The sequence below is a fragment of the Streptomyces aureus genome (assembly GCF_000725495.1).
In the GTDB taxonomy this organism is placed as follows: domain Bacteria; phylum Actinomycetota; class Actinomycetes; order Streptomycetales; family Streptomycetaceae; genus Streptomyces; species Streptomyces aureus_B.
Window position 1 is genome coordinate 65,141 of sequence record NZ_JNZD01000046.1, and the last position, 16,376, is coordinate 81,516.

17 protein-coding genes and 1 pseudogene are annotated in these 16,376 nt (G+C 71.0%); 6 read left to right on the top strand and 12 right to left on the bottom strand.

Translation table 11 applies throughout. The features are described 5' to 3' along the window. Positions 1 to 73 precede the first annotated feature (73 nt). Entirely contained in the window at positions 74 to 841 is a 768-nt protein-coding gene (locus tag IO36_RS34605) for a MerR family transcriptional regulator (protein WP_037625967.1), read from the bottom strand. A gap of 132 nt (positions 842 to 973) precedes the next feature. Here IO36_RS34605 and IO36_RS34610 point away from each other — a divergent pair, with 132 nt between their 5' ends. Together IO36_RS34610 and IO36_RS34615 are read left to right on the top strand one after the other, a co-directional pair. Continuing rightward, positions 974 to 2,260 carry an ion channel protein gene (locus IO36_RS34610; RefSeq protein ID WP_037625968.1) on the top strand — a complete coding sequence of 429 codons (1,287 nt, stop codon included), beginning with the start codon at positions 974 to 976 and terminating at the stop codon, positions 2,258 to 2,260. 69 nt (positions 2,261 to 2,329) lie between these two features. After that, complete coding sequence (locus tag IO36_RS34615; RefSeq protein WP_037625970.1) at positions 2,330 to 3,736, top strand: glutamate decarboxylase; 1,407 nt, start codon at positions 2,330 to 2,332, stop codon at positions 3,734 to 3,736. A 70-nt stretch (positions 3,737 to 3,806) separates the two neighbouring features. Here the strand turns inward: IO36_RS34615 and IO36_RS34620 are convergent, their stop codons facing one another. The 6 genes and pseudogenes from IO36_RS34620 to IO36_RS34640 all read right to left on the bottom strand — a co-directional run bounded on the left by IO36_RS34620 (position 3,807) and on the right by IO36_RS34640 (position 9,605). Continuing rightward, complete coding sequence (locus IO36_RS34620) at positions 3,807 to 4,535, bottom strand: ABC transporter permease (protein WP_051901176.1); 729 nt, start codon at positions 4,533 to 4,535, stop codon at positions 3,807 to 3,809. A gap of 116 nt (positions 4,536 to 4,651) precedes the next feature. Further along, the gene (locus IO36_RS34625; protein WP_051901172.1) at positions 4,652 to 5,632 is read right to left on the bottom strand and encodes an ATP-binding cassette domain-containing protein; all 981 of its coding nucleotides are present in this window, start codon (positions 5,630 to 5,632) and stop codon (positions 4,652 to 4,654) included. 152 nt (positions 5,633 to 5,784) lie between these two features. Further along, positions 5,785 to 6,426: a PadR family transcriptional regulator gene (locus IO36_RS48605; RefSeq protein WP_037626008.1), complete on the bottom strand. Its 642-nt coding sequence runs from the start codon at positions 6,424 to 6,426 to the stop codon at positions 5,785 to 5,787. Positions 6,427 to 6,561: 135 nt separating this feature from the next. Further along, a pseudogene (locus tag IO36_RS48610) lies at positions 6,562 to 7,047 on the bottom strand (DinB family protein); the annotation flags it as partial. A gap of 113 nt (positions 7,048 to 7,160) precedes the next feature. Beyond that, positions 7,161 to 8,621, bottom strand: coding sequence for an aldehyde dehydrogenase family protein (locus IO36_RS34635; protein ID WP_037625972.1), 1,461 nt, complete (start codon positions 8,619 to 8,621; stop codon positions 7,161 to 7,163). A gap of 159 nt (positions 8,622 to 8,780) precedes the next feature. Continuing rightward, on the bottom strand, positions 8,781 to 9,605 hold the full coding sequence (locus IO36_RS34640; protein WP_051901177.1) for a helix-turn-helix domain-containing protein: 825 nt from the start codon (positions 9,603 to 9,605) through the stop codon (positions 8,781 to 8,783). Positions 9,606 to 9,943: 338 nt separating this feature from the next. Between IO36_RS34640 and IO36_RS34645 the strand changes: the two genes are divergently transcribed. Next, positions 9,944 to 10,465, top strand: coding sequence for an ATP-binding protein (locus tag IO36_RS34645; protein WP_078943624.1), 522 nt, complete (start codon positions 9,944 to 9,946; stop codon positions 10,463 to 10,465). A gap of 140 nt (positions 10,466 to 10,605) precedes the next feature. Here the strand turns inward: IO36_RS34645 and IO36_RS34650 are convergent, their stop codons facing one another. From IO36_RS34650 to IO36_RS34665, 4 genes are all read right to left on the bottom strand, one after another. After that, positions 10,606 to 10,890, bottom strand: a complete 285-nt coding sequence (locus IO36_RS34650) for a DUF397 domain-containing protein (RefSeq protein WP_037625978.1) — start codon at positions 10,888 to 10,890, stop codon at positions 10,606 to 10,608. A 205-nt stretch (positions 10,891 to 11,095) separates the two neighbouring features. Next, complete coding sequence (locus tag IO36_RS34655) at positions 11,096 to 11,641, bottom strand: SRPBCC family protein (protein ID WP_078943625.1); 546 nt, start codon at positions 11,639 to 11,641, stop codon at positions 11,096 to 11,098. Beyond that, on the bottom strand, positions 11,638 to 11,952 hold the full coding sequence (locus tag IO36_RS34660; protein ID WP_037626011.1) for an ArsR/SmtB family transcription factor: 315 nt from the start codon (positions 11,950 to 11,952) through the stop codon (positions 11,638 to 11,640). Before IO36_RS34660 ends, IO36_RS34655 begins: the two co-directional genes overlap by 4 nt. A gap of 248 nt (positions 11,953 to 12,200) precedes the next feature. Continuing rightward, on the bottom strand, positions 12,201 to 12,590 hold the full coding sequence (locus IO36_RS34665) for a VOC family protein (protein ID WP_037626013.1): 390 nt from the start codon (positions 12,588 to 12,590) through the stop codon (positions 12,201 to 12,203). A gap of 171 nt (positions 12,591 to 12,761) precedes the next feature. On the opposite strand from IO36_RS34665, the gene IO36_RS34670 reads away from it, so the two are divergent. Both IO36_RS34670 and IO36_RS34675 read left to right on the top strand, forming a co-directional pair. Beyond that, complete coding sequence (locus tag IO36_RS34670; protein WP_037625980.1) at positions 12,762 to 13,268, top strand: hypothetical protein; 507 nt, start codon at positions 12,762 to 12,764, stop codon at positions 13,266 to 13,268. A 377-nt stretch (positions 13,269 to 13,645) separates the two neighbouring features. Further along, positions 13,646 to 14,200 (top strand): DUF4232 domain-containing protein, encoded by a 555-nt coding sequence (locus IO36_RS34675; protein WP_037625982.1) that lies wholly within the window; start codon positions 13,646 to 13,648, stop codon positions 14,198 to 14,200. Between the two features lie 22 nt (positions 14,201 to 14,222). On the opposite strand, the gene IO36_RS34680 is transcribed toward IO36_RS34675, so the two are convergent. Further along, positions 14,223 to 15,353, bottom strand: a complete 1,131-nt coding sequence (locus IO36_RS34680; RefSeq protein ID WP_037625984.1) for a DUF2786 domain-containing protein — start codon at positions 15,351 to 15,353, stop codon at positions 14,223 to 14,225. A 177-nt stretch (positions 15,354 to 15,530) separates the two neighbouring features. Here IO36_RS34680 and IO36_RS34685 point away from each other — a divergent pair, with 177 nt between their 5' ends. Beyond that, a complete protein-coding gene (locus tag IO36_RS34685) occupies positions 15,531 to 16,280 on the top strand; it encodes a Clp protease N-terminal domain-containing protein (RefSeq protein WP_037625986.1) in 750 nt (249 codons plus the stop codon). Positions 16,281 to 16,376: the final 96 nt, after the last annotated feature.

The following is a 16,376-nucleotide window of genomic DNA, read 5'->3' on the forward strand; positions in this document are numbered from 1 at the left end:
GCCGCCCCGGCCGGAGCCGGTACGAGCCCGAGGCCGGCGCCGGTGGGGATCGGCCCCGCCGGCGCCGGCCCGGTCACGCCTCTCCGGGGTGCCGGCCGGCGTTCGCCGCGATCGCGTCCCTCAGGTGCTCGGCCAGGCCCGGCCGCATCGAGTCGTAGAACGCCTTGAACCGCTCGTCGGCGACGTACATGTCGCCGAGTCCCCGGTGGATCTCGTACGTGCAGGTGTAGAACCACCGGGTGATGTGCTGCCGGTGCTCCTCGGCCATGTCCATGGCCCGCTCGCCGTCCGGCCGCTCACCGGCCTCCATCAGGGCGTCGTAGCGCTCGCCCCAGGAGGCCACCTCGGCCTGCATGCGCTTCCAGTCGTCCTTGGTGTAGCGGGCGGTGCGGCGCTGGGACTCGGCGTACGTCTCCGTGCCGCCCCAGCGGCGTTCGGCCTCCTCCGCGTGCTCCTCGGGGTCCTTGTCCCCGAAGATCTCGAACTTCTCCTCGGGCGTGAGGTTGATGCCCATCGTGCGTGCCTCCATGGCGTGCTCCACGGCCGCGGCCATCTTCTGCAGCTTCTCGATCCGGGCGGTCAGCAGGTCGTGCTGGCGGCGCAGGTGCGCGCGCGGGTCCGCGTCCGGGTCGTCGAGCAGGGCGGCGACCTCGTCGAGCGGGAAGCCGAGCTCCCGGTAGAACAGGATTTGCTGCAGCCGGTCCAGGTCCGCGTCGCCGTAGCGCCGGTGACCCGCGTGGCTGCGCTCGCCGGGGGCGAGCAGGCCGATCTCGTCGTAGTGGTGCAGCGTGCGCACCGTGACGCCGGCGAACCCGGCCACCTGGCCCACTGAATAGCCCACTTCCGCTCCTTCCTCGGTACGCCCTTCACGATGGGCCCTGACGTGACGTGAGGTGCAAGCCCGGAATCCCGCGTCCACTCCGGCGGAGGATTTCAGGATGTTATGTCCGGAAGGCCCGCTTAGGGTGAGCCCGTGACCCACGAAGCGGCTCCCCCGGGACCGGCCAAGGCCCGGGCGACGCCCGCGCGGACGCTGCTGCCGCTGTTCCTCCCCGCCGTGGTCGTGGGCGCGGTCTCGAGCCTCCTGTTCATCGGCGTGAGCAAGCTCGCCGATGAACTCAAGGACGTGCTGTGGACGGACCTTCCGGACGCCCTGGGGATCGGCGGGTACTCCTCGCTCTGGATGATCGTCATGCTCACCACCACCGGCATCCTGGTCGGCCTCGTGGTGTGGAAGGCGCCGGGGCACGCGGGCCCCGACCCCGCCACCGTGGGGCTCCAGGCGAAACCGCTGCCCCTGTTCATCCTGCCCGGCCTGCTGGTGGCGACCGTGCTGATGCTGGCGGGCGGTCCGAGCCTCGGTCCCGAGAACCCGATCATCGCCACCAACGTGGCCCTGGCGTTCTGGGCGGGCCGCAGGTTCGCCCCCTCCGCGCCCGGCGAGCTGTGGCTGGTCCTGGCCGAGGCGGGGACCATCGGCGCCCTGTTCGGCACGCCGGTCGCGGCGGCGCTGGTCGTCTCCGAGGCGCTCGCCGGGCGGCAGATCAAGGGACAGCTGTGGGACAACCTGTTCGGGCCGCTGACGGCCGCGGCGGTCGGCTCGATCATCACCTCGCTGCTCGGGCACGCGAGCTTCGACCTGGGTCTGCCCCCGCTCGGCAGTCCCGGCTGGAGCGACGTCCTGGCCGCGCTGGTGATCGCCTCCGCCGCGGCCGTGCTCGGCATGGCCGGGGTCCACGCCCTCCCCTATGTCCACAAGGTCTTCGCCTTCCTGCGCCATCCCATGGCGGCCCTGCCCGTGGGCGGACTCGTCCTCGGGCTGCTGGGCTGCCTGGGCGGGCCGCTGACCCTGTTCAAGGGCCTGGACCAGGTCGCCGAGATCGCCCGGAACCCGGACGGCTGGTCGGCGGGCCGGTTCGCCCTGATGTCCGTCGTGAAACTGGCCGCGCTCATCGTCGCCACATGCTGCGGATTCCGGGGCGGCCGGATCTTCCCGTCCGTGTTCGTGGGCGCCTCGTTCGGGCTGTGCGCCCACGCGCTGGTGCCGTCCGTCCCGCCGTCGCTGGGACTGGCCGCGGGGGTCCTGGGCACGCTCCTCGCGGTCACCCGGCAGGGCTGGGTGAGCCTGTTCACGGCCGCCGTCCTGGTCAGCTCGCCGACCATCATCGCCCTGCTCTGCATCGCCTCCCTGCCGGCGTGGCTGCTGGTGACCGGACGGCCGCAGATGCAACTGCACGAGGACGGGAGCCAGGTCCGGTGAACCGCCGAGGCACCCTCGTCCGATGAACAAACGGGACACACGTCCCGCAGAAGCGTTGGGAGAAAGCTCATGCCCCTCCACCAGGGCCAGCAGAAGCCCGATACCGACAGGCACTCCGTCAACCCCTTCTACGGCGAGGCCAATCCGGTCAGCGGCATGGTCGAGGCGCCGCCCAAGCACCGCCTCCCGGACGGCCCGCTGCCGCCCACGACCGCGCTCCAGCTCGTGCACGACGAGCTGATGCTGGACGGGAACTCCCGGCTGAACCTGGCCACCTTCGTCACCACCTGGATGGAACCGCAGGCCGGGATCCTGATGGCGGAGTGCCGGGACAAGAACATGATCGACAAGGACGAGTACCCGCGCACGGCCGAGCTGGAGCGGCGCTGCGTGTCGATGCTGGCCGACCTGTGGAACGCTCCGGACCCGTCGGCCGCGGTCGGCTGCTCCACGACCGGGTCGAGCGAGGCGTGCATGCTCGCCGGCATGGCGCTCAAGCGGCGCTGGGCCCAGCGCAACGCCGACCGGTACCCGGGCGCGCGGCCGAACCTCGTCATGGGCGTGAACGTCCAGGTGTGCTGGGAGAAGTTCTGCAACTTCTGGGAGGTGGAGGCCCGTCAGGTGCCCATGGAGGGCGACCGGTTCCACCTCGACCCCGAGGCGGCGGCCGAGCTGTGCGACGAGAACACGATCGGCGTCGTCGGCATCCTGGGCTCCACCTTCGACGGCAGCTACGAACCGATCGCGGACCTGTGCGCGGCGCTCGACCGGCTCCAGGAGCGCACGGGACTCGACATCCCGGTCCACGTGGACGGCGCGTCCGGCGCGATGGTCGCGCCCTTCATCGACGAGGACCTGGTCTGGGACTTCCGGCTGCCGAGGGTGTCGTCGATCAACACCTCGGGCCACAAGTACGGACTGGTCTACCCGGGCGTCGGCTGGGCGCTGTGGCGGACGGCGGAGGAACTGCCGGAGGAACTGGTCTTCCGGGTGAACTACCTGGGCGGTGACATGCCGACCTTCGCGCTCAACTTCTCCCGCCCCGGAGCGCAGGTCGTCGCGCAGTACTACACCTTCCTGCGGCTCGGCCGGGAGGGCTTCCGCGCGGTGCAGCAGACCACCCGGGACGTGGCCCGCGCGCTCGCCGAACGCGTGGACTGCCTGGGCGACTTCCGGCTCATCACCCGCGGGGACGAACTGCCGGTGTTCGCCTTCACGACGGCGCCCGAGGTGACCACGTACGACGTGTTCGACGTCTCGCGGAGAATGCGCGAGAACGGCTGGCTGCTGCCCGCGTACACCTTCCCCGAGAACCGTCAGGACCTGTCGGTGCTGCGTGTGGTGTGCCGCAACGGCTTCTCCTCCGACCTCGCCGACCTCTTCATCGAGGACCTGAGCCGGCTGCTGCCCGAACTGCGCCGGCAGCCGCACCCGCTGACCCACGACAAGGAGGCGGCCACGAGCTTCCACCACTGAACTCCCGTCCGTCGGGCCGGCTCCGGTGGCGGCCGGCCCGACGGGGACCGGCCGCCCGGGGCTCAGCGGCTCAGCGGCTCAGCCGGGCGAAGCGCCGTACCGCCAGCGGGAGGAAGACGGCGAGCAGGGCCAGCGGCCACAGGACCGCCGCGCCGGTGTGCCCGGGCTCCCCGCCCGGTCCGCCGAACAGCTCGCGGACCGCCGTCGCCGTCTGGGACATGGGGTTCCAACCGACCAGCGTGCCCAGCCAGGAGGGCATCGAGGAGGGGGAGGCGAAGACGTTGGACAGGAAGCCGACGGGCCACACCAGGATCTGCACGGCCTGCACCAGCTCCGGCTTCCCTGCGACCATCGCCAGGTGGATGCCGATCCACAGCATGGCGAAGCGGAAGAGCAGGAGCAGTCCCATCGCCCCGAGGAACGCGCCCGGGGTGCAGTCGGCGCGCCAGCCGAGCGCGTACCCGACCGCGGTCAGCACGGCGAGGCCCACCGTCGAGTGCAGCATGTCGGCGGCCGAACGGCCCACCAGGACGGCGCCGTCGGCCATCGGCAGGGAGCGGAAGCGGTCGATGACGCCTTTGCCGAGGTCCTGGGTGACGGCCAGCATCGTGCCCTCCAGACCGAACGTCATGGTCAGCGCGAGCATGCCCGGCACCAGGTAGTCGACGTAGTCCCCCTCGACCTCCCGTCCGCCGCCGACCAGATAGCCGAACATCAGGAGCAGCATCACCGGGAAGACCAGGCCGACCGCCGCCTGGACGGGCTGCCGGGCCCAGCGGGCGAACTCACGGCGGGTCATGGTCCAGCAGTCGGAGAGCAGCCGGACGCCCGCCCCGGGTGCATGCGGCGGCTGCCCCGTTCCTCCGGTCCGCCCGGGGTTCCGGTTCCCCTCGCGGGCGGTGTCGTACGTCGTGCTCACGCGGCCTCCCCGGCTCGTGCCTCGTCCTTGTCCGGGAGCGCGGACGGCTCGCCTCCGGTCAGGTGCAGGAACACCTCGTCCAGCGTCGGGCGCCGCAGCGCGATGTCCTCCGCCTCGATCCCCGCCTCCGCCAGCCCGCGCACGGCCGCGGCGAGGGCCGCCATGCGGTCGGTGACCGGAGCGCTGAGCAGCCGGCGGTCGGCGTCCACCGAGACGCCGTCCCCGGCGAACGGCAGCAGGGCGACGGCCGCGCCCAGCAGTCCCCCGTCGCGCAGCACCACGTCGATGCGGTCGCCGCCGGTGCGGGACTTCAGTTCGTCGGCCGTGCCGTCCGCGATGACGCGTCCGCGGTCGACGACCGAGATGCGGTCGGCGAGCTGGTCCGCCTCCTCCAGGTACTGGGTGGTGAGCAGCACCGTCGTGCCGCCGCCGACCAGGGAGCGCACCGCCGCCCAGACCTCCGCCCGGCCGCGCGGGTCGAGCCCGGTCGTCGGCTCGTCCAGGAACAGGACCTCGGGGTCGGTGATGAGCGAGGCGGCCAGGTCCAGGCGACGGCGCATGCCGCCGCTGTAGTCGCCGACCGCCTTGCGGCCGGTGTCGGCGAGACCGAAGCGCTCCAGGAGTTCGCCGGCCCGCGCCCGTGCGGCGCGGGCGCCGAGGTGGTGCAGGCGCCCGAACATCTCCAGGTTCTGCCGGCCGCCGAGTTCCTCGTCGAGCGCGGCGTGCTGGCCGAGCAGCCCGATGCGCGACCGCACCGCGCGGGCCTCGCGCACCACGTCGTGCCCGGCGACCTCCGCCCGGCCGCCGTCCGGCCGCAGCAGCGTGGACAGAACCCGGACCAGGGTCGTCTTGCCCGCGCCGTTGGGGCCGAGCACCGCGTGCACCGTGCCGCGCCCGACCAGCAGGTCCAGTCCGTCCAGCGCGTGTTTGTCCCCGTACCTCTTGCGTACGTCCTCGACGACGATCGCCCCGGTCATCCCGCTCCCTCCGCTCCGGCCCGCTTCCGGCCCAGACCGCTTCCGGTCCGGTCCGCGCACCTGGTAATCAAACTTGACTACTGGCATGCCGATGGAGGGTAGGCCGATCGTTGGCATTAGTCAAACTTGATGAGCGTCGGGTTGGGTGCGGCTCAGCGCGCGTCCTCCGGGTGCCGCTCCCCCGTCGCGTAGGGGTTCTCCTCGCCCTCCCCGAGGACCCCGACGAACGGAGCGCCCTCTCCGGCGAAGGTGTAGGCGCCGCCCTCGATCCGGGCGATCAGACCGCCCGTCCAGGCCGCGTCGGCGTCGGCGGTGTGGACCCAGAGGTCCATGAGCTCGCCGATGTGCCCGAGCCGGGCGGGGCCGTCCTCGGGCACGTAGTGCTCGGTGACGGACGCCCGCCATTGCCCGATCCCGCGGATCCGCTCCTTCAGGAGGGCCACCGCCTCCTCCCTCGGCAGGTCGACGATGAAGCCGATGCCCGCCGAGCGGACGTCCATCTTCTGGTCGTACGAGGTCAGCGACTCGCGCAGGAGCGTCAGATACTCCTCGGTCCCCGCGTCCGTGATCTCGTACTCGGTGCGCGGAGGACCGCCGGCCGTGGAGGGCGCGATCTCGTGGGCGTGCAGCAGTCCCTGCTTGGCCATCTGCTTGAGCGCGTGGTAGATCGAGCCGGGCTTGGCGTTGGACCACTCGTGCGCGCCCCAGTACTCCAGGTCGTTGCGCACCTGGTAGCCGTGGGCCCGCCCGTGCTGGCGGACCGCGCCGAGCACGAGAAGACGGATCGCTGACATACGGCCCAGCCTAGGGCGTGTTGCGAAAGTCCCGTCGTTCGCCCGAAGGGCGGGCCGGGCGGCGTCAGGTGCGTGCTCTCGGCGTGCCGGGCGGAAGTCCTCGTACTGCTCGAAGGCCGTCTTCCCGTCCAGGGACTCGCGGATGATGTCGGCGTGGCCGGCGTGCCGGGCCGTCTCGCGGATCAGGTGGAGCGCCAGCCAGCGCATGGAGACACGACCCTCGGGCGGGAACCAGGGGTCCGGCGGGAGCGCGAAAGTGTCGTCCAGGCTCGGCACCGAGCGCAAAAACGCCTCCGTCTCGGCGGCGACCTTCTCCCAGTACGCGAGCTGCGAGGCGACCGTCTCGCCCTCGCCGAGGACGAAGCACTCGTGCCAGTTCGACTCGTCCCGCTTGATCGCCGGAGGCTCACCCTTGGCCCGCGCGATCCAGCCCTGCTCGACCTCCGCGACATGCTTGAGCAGCCCGGACAGGGAGAGCTCGCTGGCGCTCGGCCGGCTCGCGGCCTGCTCCTCGGTCAACCCCAGCAGCGACCGGCGGATGCCGCCGCGCTGCTCCTCGATGAAGGCGAGCAGCGCCCCGCGCTCGTCGCCCTGCTCTTCCGCTCGCACATGCGTGACCATGACCGGCCGCCTTTCGTCGGGTCCTCCCGGCTGACGGGGAAGACGCTACGGACCCTTGCGGTCAGGTTCTGTCCGCAAGGGTCCGGCGCGCTGAACGGTCACGCGAAGGCGTCTCAGAAGGGGAAGCGGCTCCGCCCGTGCTGCACCGAGATCCACTTGGTGGTGGTGAAGGAGTCGACGGTCGTCTCGCCGTTCAGACGGCCGATGCCGGAGTGCTTCTCGCCGCCGAAGGGGACGAGGGGCTCGTCGTGGACGGTGCCGTCGTTCACGTGGAACATGCCGGTGTCGATCTGCTTGGCGAAGTTCACGCCGCGCTCGATGTCGGCCGTGTGGACGGCGCCCGAGAGGCCGTACGGAGTGTCGTTGACGATCCGGACCGCCTCCTCCTCCCCGTCGAACGGGACGAGGAAGACGACGGGGCCGAAGACCTCCTGGCGCAGCAGCTCCGAGTCGGCGGGGACGCCGGTCAGGACGGAGGGCTCGACCAGGTTCTCCCTGACCGAACCGTGCAGCAGCGCGGTGGCGCCCTCGGCGATCGCCTGCTCGACGACACCGGACAGCGCGTCCGCCTGGGAGGAGTTGATGACCGGGCCGATGACCGTCTGCGGGTCCCTGGGGTCGCCGGTCTTCAGCGTCCCGACCTTGGCGACGAACTTCTCGGTGAACTCGGCCTGGATCGACCGGTCGACCAGGACACGATTGGCGGCCATGCAGACCTGGCCCTGGTGGACGAAGCGGCTGAAGACCGCCGCGTCGACCGCGTAGTCGACGTCCGCGTCGTCCAGGACGACCAGCGCGCTGTTGCCGCCGAGTTCGAGCACCGAGCGCTTGAAGTTCGCGGCGCAGACCGTGGCGACGTGCCGGCCGACCTTGTCGGAGCCGGTGAAGGAGATGACCTTCGGGACCGGGTGCTCGATGAAGGCGTCGCCGATCTCGGCGATGTCGGTGATGACGACGTTGAGGAGCCCGCCGGGCAGGCCCGCCTCCTCGAAGATCTTCGCGACGAGGGAACCGCCGACGATCGGGGTGTTCTGGTGCGGCTTGAGGACGACGCCGTTGCCGAGCGCGAGGGCCGGGGCGACGGACTTGACCGACAGCAGGAACGGGAAGTTGAAGGGGCTGATGACACCCACGACCCCGACCGGCACGCGGTAGAGGCGGTTCTCCTTGCCGTCGACCGGCGAGGGGATGATCTTCCCTTCGGGGCGCAGCGCGAGCTGCACCGACTCACGCAGGAACTCCCGGACGAGGTGGAGCTCGAAGGCCGCCTTGAGCCGGGTGCCGCCCAGCTCGGCGATGATCACATCGGTGATCTCCTCCTCACGCGCGTCGATGACGGCGAGGGCCTTCTCGAAGACCGCGCGGCGGGCGTACGCGTTCGTCTCGCCCCACTGCTTCTGGGCGCGCTCGGCGGCACGGTAGGCCTCGTCGACCTCGTCCACCGTGGCTATCGTGATCGACGCCAGCTTCTCGCCGTCGTACGGGTTGAAATCGATGATGTCCCAGGAGCCGGTGCCCGGGCGCCATTCGCCGTCGATGTACTGCTGGGCCAGGTCGGTGAAGTAGGACGACATGTGCTCCCTCAATCCCTGTGCTGCCGAGGCAGTCCTTGGCCCGGGTCAGCAGACATCCGATCACGGTCTGATCACATGTCATCGTACTTGTGTTTCAAGGGAGTTGAAGGTGACAAGAGAAGTCTGCCGCTGCTCTCCGAGAGAACTCCGCGGCCGGCGTCAGGAGAGCTGGAGCAGCCCGCGCAGCAGATCCCGGCTCTCGTCCGGTCCGGGGCTGTCCTGCTGGAGCTGCTTGAGCGCGCTCTCGTACTGGTTGACGTCCTCGCGCTTGTCCAGATAGAGCGCGCTGGTCAGCTGCTCCAGATAGACGACGTCGGACAGGTCGGACTCGGGGAAGCTCAGGATGGTGAAGGAGCCGCTCTCGCCGGAATGCCCGCCGAAGCTGAACGGCATGACCTGAAGCCGTACGTTGGGCCGCTCGGAGACCTCGATCAGATGCTGGAGCTGCTCGCGCATCACCTCGCGGTCGCCGTAGGGGCGGCGCAGCGCGGCCTCGTCGAGGACGATGTGGAACTCGGGGGCGTTCGCCGAGACGAGGTACTTCTGCCGCTCCAGGCGCAGGGCCACCCGCCGGTCGACGTCTGCGGCGGAGGCGCCCCGCATCCCGCGCCGGACGACGGCCCGGGCGTACGCCTCGGTCTGCAGCAGGCCGTGCACGAACTGCACCTCGTACACCCGGATGAGGTGGGCCGCGCCCTCCAGGCCGACGTAGGTGGGGAACCAGCTGGGCAGGACGTCGGAGTAACTGTGCCACCAGCCCGCGACGTTGGCCTCCTTGGCGAGGGAGACGAGGGAGGTGCGCTCGGCCTCGTCGTTGATGCCGTAGAGCGTCAGCAGGTCCTCGACGTCGCGGGTCTTGAAGCTCACCCTTCCCAACTCCATACGGCTGATCTTCGATTCGGAGGCACGGATCGAGTAGCCGGCCGCTTCACGGGTGATGCCGCGCGCCTCACGCAGGCGCCGCAGATGGGACCCCAGCAGCATGCGCCGCACCACCGAGCCGCTCGACTCACCAGCGCTCACGTTCGTCAGCCTCCCCAACCGTCTTCCAGTCGCCGCAGTCTGCCACTAAAACACTTCAAGCAGTACTCGTTCAGTTACGGAAACGGAAAGCAGCCAAAGCCGAAGCACAGAAAAGGATCAGTGAACGCCCGACAGCTGAGAATAAGGTGAAGGAAGAAATGACCAAGAAGTAGTAGAGGAAGGTCCAATTCGGGCGCGTGCACGTGCATCTGCCCTTGCATCTGCTGTACGCATTCGGAACCATGGTCCCCGCGCCACCGCTGCATCGCAACGACCGCGAACACCCGGGAGTGCCTCGCATGGGGACGAATGGATCGACCATGCTCGAACCCTTACGGCAGGGACTTCCGCCTCTCGACCCCGCGGCCGTGTCCAGCGCCGCCTCGTGCGCCCTGCCCGCCCGCTACGAAGCGGTGCGCGAGGCACGGCAGTTCACCCGCGTGACGCTGGACCAGTGGGAGATAGGCGACCGTTTCGACGACGTCTGTCTCGTGGTCTCCGAACTCGTCACCAACGCCCTGCGTCACGCGCTTCCCTCGGACACCCCCCGCGGGGACGAGCAAGGGCCGCCGGTGAGGCTGCACTTGATGCGGTGGACCTCGAGACTGGTGTGCGCCGTGCGCGACCCCAGCCACGACTCCCCGGTCGCCGGCGACTCTGAGGACTTCGCGGCGGAATCGGGGCGCGGCCTCTTCCTGGTCGACTCGTTCTCGGACAGCTGGGGCTGGCACCCGCTCGCCGGAACGCTCAGCGGCAAGGTCGTATGGGCGCTGTTCCGTCTGGGGGCACAGCCGGAGACGGCCGCACCCGCTCCCGAATGACGAACCGCGGCGCCTTTTGGCGCCGCGGTTCTACGCGCGTTACGAAACGCTGAGTGAAGTTCACCCCTGATGAAGGCCGACCACCCTCGGACCGGACCTTCCGCGGCCGGCCCGTTCGGGACGATTCGCGATCACGGCCGTCAGCCCGCGATCAGGTGATCGAACTCGCCGTCCTTGATACCCAGGAGCATGGCTTCGATCTCGGCGCGCGTGTAGACGAGCGCGGGCCCCTCCGGGAACCGCGAGTTCCGCACGGCCACGTCACCGCCGGGCAGCCGGGCGAACTCCACGCAGGAACCCTGCGAGTTGCTGTGCCGGCTCTTCTGCCAGGCGACGCCGTCGAGCTCGGTCGCAGCCATGCCGTTGTACACAAATTCAGCCATACCGTCGTACACGTCATCCACGTCGAACACGTCGTGGTCCACAGGTCGCTCCCCGGTCGTGCAGTGGCTGAGGTGGCCATAGGTGCAGTAGTCAACTGACTCGGATCATAGCTCTGTTCATGTGCAGATGCATGGGCAGATGCACGTGCACGCGGGGTGGTCCTGCGGTTACAGCTTTTACCGGCCCTTGACTACCGGCTGTCGTTCGCATGACTACGGCCTGCACCTCACCGGAGTGCGGCAACATCTACATCCGGTCCAGCGCATTCCCCAGAGATCGCATCACATGCGACCTCCAGCCCCCGTCCATGATCTTCCGCGCCATCATCTGGGTGGGATCGTCCGGATCGAATCCCTCGTGTACTAGGAAGAGACGCGTACCGCGCCCTTCCTGTTCCAGGGTCCAGGTAATGGTCCAGTCCGCGGGGCGGGACGCGTTCGCGTCGGCCCAGCCGACGCTCAGCATCCGTCCGGGCTCGTAGGCGAGAACGCGCACGTCAACGGTGCCGGAGAAGGCGGCGTTGGGGCGCGGGAGCGCGGTCAGCGTGTACCGGTGGCCGACTTCGAGCCGGAAGTCCTCGGACCCCGGCATCTGCCACTGCGCGAGCAGTTCGGGCTCGGTGAGCGCGCGCCAGACCTTGGCGGGCGGATGCGGCAGGAACTGGGCGACGCGGATGGTGGTGAGGTCGTCGTCGGGGGCGGGGGTGTTCGGGTCGTGCGGGTCCGGGGCGCCAGAGTTCGGGTGATCCGGGTCCGGGGTGCCGGGGTTCGGGTCGTGCGGGTCCGGGGTCATGACTCGGGATCGTCGGGCATGCGGTCCAGGAGATCGCCGAGGCCCTTCAGCCTGTCGCGCCAGAACCGCTCGTACGGATGGAGCCAGTCCTGGACGTCGGCCAGCGGGGCGGCCTCCAGGCGGTAGATGCGCTGCCGGCCCGCGCGCTCCTCGGAGACGAGGCCGGCCTCCCGGAGCACCTTGAGGTGTTCCGAGAGGCTGGGGCGGCGCATGGCGAAGTGGTCGGCCAGCGCCTGGACGGGCTGGGGCCCCTGCTCGCGCAGCAGCCGCAGCACCTCGCGACGGGTGGCGTTGGCGAGCGCCGCGAAGATCTGGTCCTCGCGGGCGCCGGACGCTCCGGAGCCGGACGCCCCGGAGCCGGGGGGTTCGACGGCGGGAGCGGCTTCGGCGAGGGCTTCGACGGCCGCTTCGACGGCGGTGGCCGGTCCTGCGCCGGGTCCGGCTCCGGCTCCGGCCCGGGCTCCGACGGATGCCGCCGCGGCGGAGGTTCCGGACGCGGCTCGTACCGCCGCGGCCTCCCGCCCTGCCCCGATCCCCGTCATGGCGCGCTCAGCACCTTTCACATCTCCGCGGCCGCCCCGAGGGCCTTCTCCGTGACCAGCATCAGACCGTTGCCGTCGGGGTCGCGGAACGAGGCCATGCGGCCCCAGGGAAGGTCGTCGGGACCCTCCACCACGACACCGGCGGCGGTGAGCCGCGCGCAGTCGGCGTCGACGTCGGTCGTCACCAACATGATCCCCCGGGCCTCGCCGGGCGTGAAACCCCCCATCCCCGGACCCGAGAGCGTGAAGACGGTCTGGGCTCCCGCGGGCGCCACCTGGAGCCAGCGGCCGGGCGGCAGGTCCAGGTCGGCGGTGACCTCGAAACCGAGGACGTCCCGGTAGAAGCGCAGCGCCCGGTCCTGGTCGGCGACGGGGAGGGTGACGAAGGAGGCGTGGGTGATGTTCATGTCCACAGGATAGGTAGGAGTTTCCCTACGCGTCAATCGTAGGGAAACTCCTACCTGTTCCGTAGGCCCGTGAGCAACCGCACGCCCCGGCCCGGCTGGGGCCCGTGGACCTCCTGATAGCTTGCTGCGATCGTTCGGGCGACCGCATCCATCCCACCCTTGGGGGTTTCAGTGACCACGGCGACCTTCCCGTCCCGCCTCGCACGCACAGCGGCCGTGACCGCCGGACTGGCGGCGGCGCTCGTCCTGACCGGCTGCAGCAGCGGGAGCGACGACTCGGGGGACGCGTCGGCGAGCCCGAGCGCGTCCGCGACGGACGGCGCCGGTACGGGAGGCGGCTCCGGGGCCACGTCCGAGGCGGGCGGCAAGCTCCAGGGCAGTTGGCTCACGACCGCGGACGGCAAGGCCGTGGTGCTCATGATCAACGGCAAGCAGGCGGGCCTGTTCGCCACGGGCGGCACCGTGTGCAGCGGCACCTCGTCCGACGAGGCGAGCATGCGGATGATCCGCCTGGCCTGCTCGGACGGCAGCAAGAAGCGTGCCGTCGGCATGGTCGACTCCGTCGGCGCCACGACGCTGAAGATCACCTGGGAAGGCGGCGTCGGCAAGGAGACCTACACCAAGAGCGAGGGCGGCAAGCTGCCGACGGGCCTGCCCACGGCGAGCCTGGGCTCCTGACCTCCGGGCGCCCGGGCGGCCCGGGCGCCGAACCAACGGACTGCCGAACCGACGGACTGCCGGACCGCCCGACCGGCCGCCCGCCCGTCGGGCTGACGAGCGACCCGGCCACCGGACCGCCCGACCGACCGGCACCGGGCTGCCGGATTGCCGCGCTGACGCGCTGACGCGCCGCCGGGCTGGCAGGCTGACACACCGACGGGCTGGCGGGCTGGCGGGCTGGCGGAACACCGGGCCCCGGGCCGACAGGCCGTCGCGCCGCCCGGCGAAACCGGGCGATACCAGCCCCGTGCGGGTGAACGGCCAGGGGTGCGCAACCTCGGCGGCCCCGCGTACGTGATGATCCATGCACATCGTCACGACTCCCAGGGGAACCCATGCGCGCTCTGCCCATCGCCGTCACCGTCATCGCGGCGGCCCTCGCCCTGACCTCCTGCGACGACGGCGGCTCCGGCAGCTCCAGCTCGGGGAAGTCCGGTGACGCGACCGGCTCCCCGAAGAAGACCGCCGCCGCGGCCTGCGCGATCGGCGACTCCGGAATCCAGGTCGGTCCCGCGAACGCCGCCACGGCCGCCGGGGACACGGGCAACATCCCGGTCACGCTCACCAACAAGGGCGGCCGGTGCACCCTGAAGGGCTTCCCCGGGCTCTCCGTGGAAGCGGGCGGCACCTCCGCGAAGATCGCGGCGGACGAGTCCGCCGCGCCGGAGGAGCTGACCCTCGCCCAGGGCGACACCGCCTCGTTCACCATCACCTACGTCCGGGGCGCGGAGGGCGACGCGAAGACCCTGGCCGTCAAGACGCTGAAGATCGCCCTGCCCGGCGCCGACACCACGCAGAGCTTCCCGTGGTCCTACGGTCCGGTCGCCGGCAAGGGATCGGCGACCGAGCCGAACGCCTCGACGACGCCGTTCCAGCACGCGGGCGACTGACACCGAGGGACCGCGCCACGGCTCAGGGGAGCGGGCGCCTGCCCCTGACCTGGGCGCGGTCCGCCGCCGCGGCGCCCTCGTGCCATCCGGCCTCGTCGGTGATCCCGCGCACCCGGGTCGTCACCGTCTCCGGGAACATCCGGTCCAGGTGGTCCGTGACGGCCACGTCGCGGGCCGCCAGGACCGGCAGCAGCTCCCCCTCGGCGGCGGTCGTCACCTGCTCCTCGGCGACCGCCGCGAGCCGGTCGCCGATCCGGTGCGCGTACGCGGCCAGGAACGACTGCCGGAAGGTCTTCGTGCGCTTGCGCCCGCCCGCGCGCTGGGCCGCCTCCGCCTTCGTCATCGCCGCGGTGGCCTGCACCAGGAGCGAGGTGTAGAGGAGTTCGACCGCCTCCAGGTCGGGTTCGAAGCCGACGACGGTCGAGAAGCAGAGGGCCTCGTTCCACACCGCGCGGCAGCGGTTCGCCCCGGCGACCGCGTCCAGGAGCACCGCCTTGGCCGTCTCGTACGGCGGCTCGACGCCGATACGGCAGGCGCCGGGCGCGTCCTTCGCGTGGGTCCGGGCGGCGAGCAGCGCCTCGTCGATGCTGTGCCGCGCCATCAGTTCCTGCGCCTTGGCGCTGAGCGCCTCCGCCTCCTCCGGAAAGCCGGTCGCCTCCGCCTTCGCGAGCAGGCCGCGGATGCGGGTGAGCATGCGCGTCTCCTGCGGGGCGGCCGCCACGGCCGGCTGCCGGGGCGGGTCCAGCGGTTCGATGGAGGGCAGGCGCAGCAGCAGACGATAGAGCTCCAGGACCGCGGTCGCACGGGAGAAGCGGTCGGTCCTGAGGTCGTGCGGCCCCTCCTCCAACTCGTCGAGCTGGGCGGCCCAGCGCGCCCCACGGGACGCTCGGTCACCCTCGTGCTCGGCGAGGATCAAGGCGGTCAGCAGGCGTACGTGCATGTCGTCCAGGTCGCGGCGCACGATCCGTACGACGTCGGCGGGCTGCCAGCCGCGCCGCCAGGCCGCCGCGACGAACTCCTCGCCGCGCCGAGCGAGTTCGGCGTCACCGGCCGGGTCGGCGGCGAGCAGGGACGCGCCGGTGTCGAGGGCCGCGTCGGATTCGGCGTAGAGAGCGGCCGTGAAGGCGCGCTCCACGGTGCTGGACGTACTCATCCCCCGATCGTGTCACGGGCGGACCGGGGTCCGGCGCGCGGTCCGGCGCCGGAGCCACGTTCTCGTCCACACCCTGTGGACAGAGCATTCCCGGAGTCGGTCGCCCCGTCATCGGACCGCATGGGTGGGTGTCAACTTCAGGTTGACACCCACCCACTGTCAACCTAACGTTGACACATGACGACGAACTCATCCGGCAAGGCGTCCGTACGTCTCGACGACCTCATCGACGCCATCAAGAAGACGCACAGCGACGCGCTCGACCAGCTCCAGAACGCGGTCATCGTGGCGGACCACATGAGCGACGTGGCCGACCACCTCATCGGGCACTTCGTGGACCAGGCGCGGCGTTCGGGAGCGTCCTGGACCGACATCGGCAGGAGTATGGGCGTCACCCGGCAGGCCGCGCAGAAGCGGTTCGTGCCCAAGGCCGAGGCGGACCTCGACCCGAGCCAGGGATTCGGCCGCTACACGGAGAAGGCCCGGAAGGCCGTCATGGTCGCGCACGAGCAGTGCAAGGCCCTGGGCGGCACCGAGGGGCTGCCCGCGCACCTCGTCCTCGGCCTGATCGGCGAGCCCGACTCGATCGGCGCCCGCGCCGTCACCGCGCAGGGCGTCTCCCTGGACACCGTCCGCGAGGCGGCTCTCGCCGCGCTCCCGCCGGCCGCCGAGGAGGTCCCCGAACTGGTCCCGTACGGTCCCGCGGCCAAGAAGGTCCTGGAACTCACCTTCCGCGAGGCCCTGCGCCTCGGCCACAACTACGTCGGAACCGAGCACATCCTGCTCGCCCTGCTGGAGTTCGAGAACGGCGAGGGCGTGCTCAGCGGCGCGGGCGTCGACAAGGCCGCGGCCGAGGGACACATCGCGCGCATGCTCGCGGAGCTCGTCCAGGAGCGGACTGGGGAGGGGACGGGGGAGCAGGCGTAGGGCCTGTCTGACAATTCGCGTCGTCGCCCGGAGGGCGGCCCGGCGGCGTCATGGGGGTGCCCCCTGCTCGAGCGAAGCCGAGAGCTCGGGGGAGCG